This is a genomic window from Aestuariivirga sp. (genome assembly GCF_044239095.1).
In the GTDB taxonomy this organism is placed as follows: domain Bacteria; phylum Pseudomonadota; class Alphaproteobacteria; order Rhizobiales; family Aestuariivirgaceae; genus Aestuariivirga.
The window spans coordinates 1-7,842 of the sequence record NZ_JBIICB010000206.1; the positions used below are offsets into that span (position 1 = coordinate 1).

The 7,842-nt window shown below is 67.6% G+C and carries 6 protein-coding genes and 2 pseudogenes; 3 read left to right on the top strand and 5 right to left on the bottom strand.

Features of this window, described 5'->3' with window-relative positions; genetic code table 11:
- From ACILRA_RS16390 to ACILRA_RS16400, 3 genes and pseudogenes are all read right to left on the bottom strand, one after another.
- Nucleotides 1–160, bottom strand: a pseudogene (locus ACILRA_RS16390) (iron ABC transporter permease); the annotation flags it as partial.
- Nucleotides 150–2,561, bottom strand: coding sequence for an ABC transporter permease (locus tag ACILRA_RS16395; RefSeq protein ID WP_395663145.1), 2,412 nt, complete (start codon nt 2,559–2,561; stop codon nt 150–152). The gene ACILRA_RS16395 and the pseudogene ACILRA_RS16390, both read right to left, overlap by 11 nt.
- Complete coding sequence (locus ACILRA_RS16400; RefSeq protein WP_395663146.1) at nt 2,561–3,217, bottom strand: ABC transporter ATP-binding protein; 657 nt, start codon at nt 3,215–3,217, stop codon at nt 2,561–2,563. Before ACILRA_RS16400 ends, ACILRA_RS16395 begins: the two co-directional genes overlap by 1 nt.
- A gap of 136 nt (nt 3,218–3,353) precedes the next feature.
- Between ACILRA_RS16400 and ACILRA_RS16405 the strand changes: the two genes are divergently transcribed.
- Nucleotides 3,354–3,878, top strand: a complete 525-nt coding sequence (locus tag ACILRA_RS16405; RefSeq protein ID WP_395663147.1) for a 2,4'-dihydroxyacetophenone dioxygenase family protein — start codon at nt 3,354–3,356, stop codon at nt 3,876–3,878.
- Nucleotides 3,875–4,609: an SDR family NAD(P)-dependent oxidoreductase gene (locus ACILRA_RS16410; protein ID WP_395663148.1), complete on the top strand. Its 735-nt coding sequence runs from the start codon at nt 3,875–3,877 to the stop codon at nt 4,607–4,609. The genes ACILRA_RS16405 and ACILRA_RS16410 overlap by 4 nt, the downstream gene beginning before the upstream one ends.
- A 16-nt stretch (nt 4,610–4,625) precedes the next feature.
- Here the strand turns inward: ACILRA_RS16410 and ACILRA_RS16415 are convergent, their stop codons facing one another.
- Nucleotides 4,626–5,486, bottom strand: a complete 861-nt coding sequence (locus ACILRA_RS16415) for an endonuclease/exonuclease/phosphatase family protein (protein ID WP_395663149.1) — start codon at nt 5,484–5,486, stop codon at nt 4,626–4,628.
- 133 nt (nt 5,487–5,619) lie between these two features.
- Here ACILRA_RS16415 and ACILRA_RS16420 point away from each other — a divergent pair, with 133 nt between their 5' ends.
- Nucleotides 5,620–7,185 (top strand): phospholipase D family protein, encoded by a 1,566-nt coding sequence (locus ACILRA_RS16420; RefSeq protein WP_395663150.1) that lies wholly within the window; start codon nt 5,620–5,622, stop codon nt 7,183–7,185.
- 26 nt (nt 7,186–7,211) lie between these two features.
- Here ACILRA_RS16420 and ACILRA_RS16425 read toward each other — a convergent pair.
- Nucleotides 7,212–7,842: pseudogene (locus tag ACILRA_RS16425) on the bottom strand (hypothetical protein); the annotation flags it as partial.

A 7,842-nucleotide genomic window follows, 5' to 3' on the forward strand; every position in this document is an offset into this window, starting at 1 on the left:
GGAAATCAGGATGCGCACCATGATCGCGCGGGAACGCCAGCGGGGCGCCGCGCTGCGGCATGGCGAAACCCCCGGCATCGCTGCCCAGCCCCGCGAAGCCCTGCGCCAGCGCGGGCGATGCGAGGGCGAGAAGCAGGAAGATGATCCATCTAACGCTCATGCGCGAAGACCTTGAGCAGATCGGAGGGGGAAAGCCGCAGCAGGCGAAGTGCCGGAATGACAGCGGCCAGCCCTGCGCTGATCAGCGCCAGAACCAGCAGCCGCAGCCAGTCCAGCGGGAAGACATGCATCGGAAGCCGCCAGCCGAAGGCCTCGACATTGACGACAGCCAGCAGAAGCCACGCCAGCGCCAGCCCCACCGGCAGCGCCGCGGCCAGCGTGAAGGCGCTGAGCGCCATGCTGCGGACGATCTCGAGAAGCGCCAGCCTCTTCTGCGTCATCCCCATCGCCCAGGCGGGCGCCAGCTGCGGCAGCCGCATTCCGGACAGCGTCACCAGGCTGGCGAGGATCGCGAGGAAGGCAACGCCCAGGGTGAGCACGTTGAGAGCAGCCGTCACCGCGAAGGTCCGCTCGAAGATGCGAAGCGAAAAGGCCTTGACCGTGACCTGGTCGATCACGTTCTCCAACGGCAGCGCGAAGGCCTCGCGCAGGCCGGCCGCCAGCCCGGAGGCTTTTTCCGGCGCAATCCGCACCGCATAGCGCAGCCGGTTTGCATCCGGGTAAAGCGCGGTGAGCAGATCCGTGTTCACCAGCAGCTGGCCCTTCGGATTGCCGTAGTCCGAGAACACGCCCACCACCGGCAGGCTCCGCCCGTCCTGGAGCCTGACCATGCCGCCGAGCGCCAGCGGCACGCGCCGCGCCAGCTGCTCGTTGGCAAGCACGCCCTGGGCTTGGGCCAGCATGTCCCACGCGCCGGGCATCGCCTGCAGCATCGGCCAATGGTCCCGGTAGGTCGCATGATCGGCAACGCCAAAGATCTGCACCGGCTGGCCGAACATCCGCACCTCGGTGTTCCAGATCGGCAACACTGCGTCACTGCGCACGGAGAGCCAGTCCCGCACGCGCTTAGACTCATCCTCAGAGCGCGTGGTGACATAGAGTTCGGAGGCGAGCCTCTGGTCCAGCCAGCCGGTGAAGGTGAGGCGGAAGCTCTGCACCATCGTGCCGACGCCCGCATTGGCCGCAAGCGCCAGCAGCAGCGCCATCAGCGCCAGCGACAGCCCCGGCAGCTGCTGGCGGGTGTCCGCCCAGAACCATTGCGCCACCACCCCGCTGGCGAGGCGGCCGCCGAGCTTCAGCACGCGCGACAGCAGCAGGGGCAGCAGCAGCGCCGCGCCGAGCAGCATGGCGCCGAGCGCCGCAAAGCCCGCGGCAAGTCCTGATCCCCACGCCGCGGCGGCCGCCGCGAGGGCGAGCAGCATCACGCCAGCCAGCGCCTGCAGCCCCACCATGCGCTCTGAAGCCAGGCTCCAGGCCCGCGGCCGCGCGGGCTCGAGAAGCGGCATCCGCATGACCCGCCACAGTTGCGAAGCAGCCGATCCCATGCTGCCCGCCACCGCGATCGCAAGGCCCAGCAGCCACACCGAGGGCCTGACGGACAGGCTCCCCGGCACCTCCGCGCCGTAAAGGCCCTTCAGCGTCGCGGCCACATCCGGAATGAGCAGCGAGGCGATGCCATAGCCCAGCGCAACGCCAGCGAGCCCCGAGACGACGGAGAGCGTCAGCAGTTCCGCACACAGCAGGATCACGAGCACGCGCAACGGCAATCCCACCGCCCGCATGGTGCGGAACATCGCGCGGCGCTGCTCGAAGGCCAGCCCGATTGCCGAATAAACGATGAACAGCCCCACCGCGAAGGCGAGAAAGCCAAAGGCGGTAAGGTTCAGGTGGAAGCTGTCGGTAAGGCGGGACAGGTCGCCCTCGGCGGCGGGCGGCCTCAGCACCAGGTCCGGGGCCACCTCGGCGAGCGGCCTTGCCGAAAGTAGCTGTTCGGGCCACAGGATCAGCCGCGAGAGCTGCCCCTGCTCTCCCAGCAGCTGCTGCGCGATGCCGATGTCGGTCAGCGCGGTGCCGGGCGGAAGCTGCTCCGCGATCCGGAGCGGCGGTGAGGACTGTCCACCGAGGCGCCTGGCGGTCTCAGGCGAGACGACCAGCACGCCGGGCGGCGTGATGAAAGCCTGAAGGCCGATGGCCTCGCCCGCAATGTCCACTTCGGACGCACCCTGCGGCATGCTCAGCGGATCGATGCCGAGGATGCGGAGCCGCTCGCTGCCGAAGCGCATTTCGCCCTCGAGCACGGGCGAGACCAGCCAGCCCGCGCGCCGGAGGTCGATGAAGGCCTGTTCACCGAAGCGCGCCCCGTCTTCCCGTGCCAGCGTCTCGAAGCGATCCTGCCCGGCGACGGCGGCGGCGCGCGCGTAGCTTGCCCGCGCCTCGCCGTTGATCGCCTGCACGGCGGACCACAGCGCGGTCGCCAGCGAAAGGCCCAGCACCAGCATCGCCAGTTGCAGGGGCCGTGCCCGCCAGTGCGAGAGCAGCGCGATGAAAGCCTGCCACAGCATCAGGAGAGCACCCCGCCCGCCAGGTTGAGCCTTCGTCCCAGCCGGGCGGCGAGCCGCGCGGAATGGGTCACCATCAGCAGCCCAGCACCCGTTTCCGCCGTGAGCGCCAGCATAAGATCGAGCACCGTATCGCCAGTTGCCTCGTCGAGGTTGCCCGTGGGCTCATCGGCAAGGATCAGCCGCGGCCGGCCCGCCAGCGCGCGCCCGATCGCCACCCGCTGCTGCTGGCCGCCAGACAATTGCTCGGGATAGCGCCCGAGCAGACCCGACAGGCCCAGCCGCTCCGCCAGCCGCGCGCACCATTCAGCATCGTGCCGCCCGGCAAGCCGCGCCTGAAAGGCAAGGTTGGCTCCGGCATCGAGCGAGGGGATAAGGTTGAACTGCTGGAAGACGAGGCCGACGCTCTCCCGCCGGAACGCGGCGAGACCGGCCTCGCCAAGCCCCGCGATGTCGCGCCCGTCGAACAGCACAGCGCCACCATCCGGCCGGTCGAGGCCGCCTGCAAGATGCAGCAGCGTGCTTTTACCGCTGCCCGATTCCCCCGTCAGCGCGAGGCTCTCGCCCGCATCGAGCGACATGCTCACGCCGCGCAGCACCGCGAGCGGGCCTTCCCCCGTGGGATATGATTTGCTGACCTGTTCAAGGGCGAGGAGCATTTTTTGGCGCTGGGCTCTGTGGGTGGCGTTGTGAGCTTATACGCGAAACGGTGCCATGCGGACGCCCATCCGCGCTGGTCACTTCCGGCGGCCTGCCGCATGGACTAGTCTACCTCCAATTGCCAGGAGAAGACTCATGCCCGCAGCCCACGACGATCACGCGCGAATGCCCTTCCAGCTTCCCTTCCCGCCGGATGCCTTAAGCGAGATCGTCATTCCCGACGCCGTGCCGGAGGATGACAGGCTGTGGGTGCCGCAGGCCGAGAACGTGTGGTTCCGGCCGCTCTGCCTCAACCGCAGCCAGGGCTACTGGATGAACCTGCTGAAGGTACGCAAGGCCGGCGTGCTGTCGCGCCACCGCCACCCGCAGGCGGTGCACGGCTTCGTGCTGAAGGGCCGCTGGCGCTATCTCGAGCACGACTGGGAGGCTGTCGCCGGAAGCTATGTCTTCGAGCCGCCGGGCGAGACACACACGCTGGTCGTCCCCGACGACGTGGAGGAGATGATCACCTTCTTTCAGGTCAACGGCATCATGTACTACGTCGATCCATGGGGAAAGAACCTCGGCTATGAGGACGTCTTCACCAAGATCGACATGTGCCGCGCGCATTTCGAGCGCGTCGGGCTCGGCGCCGATTACGTGACGCGCTTCATCCGATGAGCATCTGGCCCAACGGCTGCTTTGCAGGCCGCCATGTGCTGGTGACGGGCGGCACCTCCGGCATCGGCGCGGCGGTCGCCCGCGCCTTCCTCGGCGAGGGCGCCCATGTCACCGCGACCGGCATCTCGCGCGCCGAAGTCGACAGCGCCATGGCGGAAATGGAAGGCCTGCGCGCCGAGGTGCTCGACGTGCGTGACGGCGCGGCGGTGAGCCGCCTCGTCGGCGGGCTTCCCGCGCTCCACCATGTGGTGAACTGCGCCGGGGCCATCCGGCGCGGGGCGGAGCATGAGCCGGATGTCTTCGCCGACGTCGTGGACATCAATCTCACAGGCACCATGCGCGTCTGTGCGGCAGCGCGCGCCAAGCTCGCGGAAGGAAGCGGCACCATCGTCAACACGGCCTCCGTGCTGAGCTTCCAGGGCGGCGGCCTGGTTCCGGGCTATGCCGCGTCGAAGGGCGGCATCGCGCAGCTCACGAAGTCGCTTGCCATCGCCTATGCGGCGGACGGGATCCGCGTCAACGCGGTCGCACCCGGCTGGATCGAGACGCCGCTGACGGCGGCCCTCAGGGAGGATCAGGCACGCAGCAGCGCCATCCTGGCGCGAACACCACTCGGCCGCTGGGGCAGGCCGGACGACATCGCAGGCGGCGTTCTCTTCCTGTCATCGCCGCTCTCCGGCTTCGTCACCGGCAGCGTGCTGGCGATCGACGGCGGCTATCTCGCAACCTGACTTTATTCCTGCGCGATCATGCGCCCGCCGGGCGCCCCTCGCCCAGTGCTGCAGGTTCCGCAACGCCCGGCGTGACGCCGATCACCGCCTTCACCGGCAGGTGGTCGGAGGCAACCCGCGACAGCGCAGTCTCAACCGCATACATCTCATAGACCGTCACGTGCCTGTTGGAGAGCACCCGGTCGAGCGGCCACAGCGGAAACCGTGAGGGAAAGCTGGCGATCGCCATGTCGACGTCGTGCAGGTGCGGGTCGAAGGGCCACAGCGCCGAGCGCCCGCCCACCCGCCATTCATTCGTGTCGCCAAGCAGGATCATGGCGCGGTCGTCGACCGGATGGGCGGCGGCGATGATGGCCTCCGCCTGCCTGGCACGCGAAGACGCAAGCAGCCCCAGATGCGCACCCACGATGCGCAGCGGCACGCCGGAGAAATCAAAATCGACAAGCACAGCGCCGCGCGGCTCGAAGCCCGGCAGTTTCATCTTGGTGACGCCGGTCACATGGCCGCTGCGGTACAGGATGACGTTGCCATGCCAGCCATGGCTCAGCCGGCGCGAGCCTTCATCGAGGACAGACCTGTAGCCGCCCTTCTCATGCAGCGCCTTCAGGTTCAGCAGTCCCTTCCTGCTCCCGAACCTCTGGTCCGCCTCCTGCAGCGCCACGATGTCGGCATCGAGTTCGAGCACCACGTTGAGCACCCGGTCCGGATCGAAGACGCCATCAGTGCCCACGCATCTGTGCACATTGTAGGAGGCGACCGAGATGGCGAGGGACGGCTGGCGCGACTCATCCGCCGGCCGTTTCTGGCCGACCATGGGCGATTCTCGGCCTGCGCTGCGGGAAAGATTCCGCCGCAGGGCGGGAACGATGTGTTTCATCGTGCATTCATCCCCGTCCACCGGACCACGCGAAGGGGGCCGGATGACTCATGCTGTATAACATGACAAGGTGCATAGTCCGCGCGTGACGTTCAAGCCTGTTTTTTATCGCGGGGAATGATAGGACGCGGATGTGGACACTTTGCACGGCATAGGGGTGTTGCTCGCTCTCGCGGCCTTTGCCGTGCTGGCCATAATCGCCGTTTATGCATTCGGCAGCAAGGCGCAGCGCAAGCTCGGCGCCCCGTCGCTTGCGCTGAGCGTCAAGGATGACGAAACGGAACTCGACCGCGCCATCGCGCCGCTCGCCGGGCAACATGCCGGCGAGAGCGGCCTCTTGCTGCTCAACGCAAGCCTCGCGGCCCTGCAGGCCCGGCTGTGGACGGCGCGCGCGGCGGGCCGCAGCCTCGACCTGCAATACTACTATTGGAAGAACGACCTCACCGGCAGGCTTCTGCTGAGGGAGGTCATCGATGCCGCAAAGCGCGGCGTGCGGGTGAGGCTGCTGCTCGACGACATCAACGCTTTTGGATTTGATTCCTATCTCCTGGCGCTCGACAGCCACCCCAACGTGGAGGTACGGCTGTTCAACCCCAGCCGCAGCCGCGTCAATGCCTTCCGCCGCGGGCTGGAACTCGCGGTGAAGTACTTCACCGCAACGCGCCGCATGCACAACAAGTGCTGGATCGCGGATGGCCGGGTGCTGATTGCAGGCGGGCGCAACATCGGCGACCAGTACTTCGATGCCTCGCAGGAGGCCAATTTCCAGGACATGGACGTTCTGGCGGTGGGCCCGTGCGTGGCCGAAGCGCAGGCGGTGTTCGACCGCTATTGGAACAGCGATCCAGCACTGCCTGTCCGGGACCTCCACAAGATCCGCAGAATTGGCCGCCCGCGCTGGGGCCGGCTCGCAAAGCGGCTCACCCGCCACGCGTCCTCGCCGCGCGCGCTGAGCCTTCTCGCCCATCTCCGCCAAGAACATGGGCCTTCCCCCTTCGGCGCAGGCCTGCCCCTCTGCTGGTCGAAGGATGTCGAGGTCATCGCCGATCCACCCGAAAAAGCGGCGGGCCTCGCGGCCGAACAGTGGATGGGCGAGCGCATCAATGAATTGCTGCGGACCGCGAAGGCCAGCTTGGTGATCGCCTCTCCCTATTTCATTCCTGGCGCGGCCGGCGCCAGGACGCTCGCGGCGCTGGCCGCCAGCGGGCTGCCAGTCCGCATCCTCACCAATTCGCTCGCCGCCACGGACGTGATCGCCGTTCACGGGGCCTATGCGCGCTACCGCAAGGCGCTCGTGGCCGCGGGCGTTGCCATTCACGAGCTGAAACCGGAGCCGAAGCGCCATCGTGCCTCGCTCTTCGGCTCGCGCACGGCCAGCCTTCATACCAAGGCCTTCGTCGTCGACGATGCGCTGGGCTTCGTCGGCTCCTTCAATCTCGACCCCCGCTCGCTGTCGATCAATACCGAGATGGGGCTGCTGTTCCGCTGCCCGCATGTGGTCCTTCAATTGAAGGCGGCCTTCGCGGCGCAGATGACACCCGAGATCAGCTACGGCCTTGCCATGCGCGGCGGCCGCCTGCACTGGACCGAGACCCGCGAAGGCGCCAGCGTGACGCATGTTTCGGAGCCCGAAGCCCCGCTCAGGCGCCGCTTGCCCGCCTGGCTCATCTCGTGGCTTCCCATCGAGTCACAGCTCTGAAAGATGCCGCGGTCCGTCCATGCCACTCAGGCGATCGACGGGGCGGCCAGCAGCCACAAGCCGAAGGCGGTATAGGCCACCATCGCGATGGCGAGCGGCGCCTCGAGGCGCAGGGCCTCGCTCTTCGATGATCCGGTTTCCGCCAGCATGGCGTGGGCAACAGCAACGCCGATGACGTGCCCGAGCACGACCGCCGCCGTCTGCGCGCTGAAGATGGCGAAGGTGCCGCTCGCCGTGTTGAGGAAGGACGCCGTCACCCGATGGCCGGCAAAACCGAAGAGATTGGCGCCCGTGTGCAGCGGGTCGCTCAAGCTCACGGCGAGATACTGCACGTTCACCAGCGTGTCACCCAGGTAGTGCGCAAAGTGATAGGCAATCGAAATCGGGATGAGCGAGTAGACAAGCCGCCCGCACAGCCGCGCGAAGTCCACCCGCCGCCCGGACCATAGCCATCCGGCGAGCACCGCCCCGAAGAACAGGCCCGCCAGCAGCACCAGGGACAGCAGAAGCCCCAGCGTGTTGGCGCCCATGAGGGCCGTCCGCCCCGGATAGTCGAGCGGATTGACCCCGATGCGTGCCAGCCAGAAGAAGGTGTTGGCGAAGCCGTCAAAGCTGATGGAGCTCAGCGTCAGCAGCACGAACAGCGTGCCGCTCAGC

Excerpts from the sequence above, each read along its gene's own strand:
- ACILRA_RS16395 (WP_395663145.1), bottom strand. The coding sequence starts at position 2,561 with ATGCTGTGGCAGGCTTTCATCGCGCTGCTCTCGCACTGGCGGGCACGG.
- ACILRA_RS16400 (WP_395663146.1), bottom strand. The coding sequence starts at position 3,217 with ATGCTCCTCGCCCTTGAACAGGTCAGCAAATCATATCCCACGGGGGAA.
- ACILRA_RS16405 (WP_395663147.1), top strand. The coding sequence starts at position 3,354 with ATGCCCGCAGCCCACGACGATCACGCGCGAATGCCCTTCCAGCTTCCC.
- ACILRA_RS16410 (WP_395663148.1), top strand. The coding sequence starts at position 3,875 with ATGAGCATCTGGCCCAACGGCTGCTTTGCAGGCCGCCATGTGCTGGTG.
- ACILRA_RS16415 (WP_395663149.1), bottom strand. The coding sequence starts at position 5,486 with ATGAAACACATCGTTCCCGCCCTGCGGCGGAATCTTTCCCGCAGCGCA.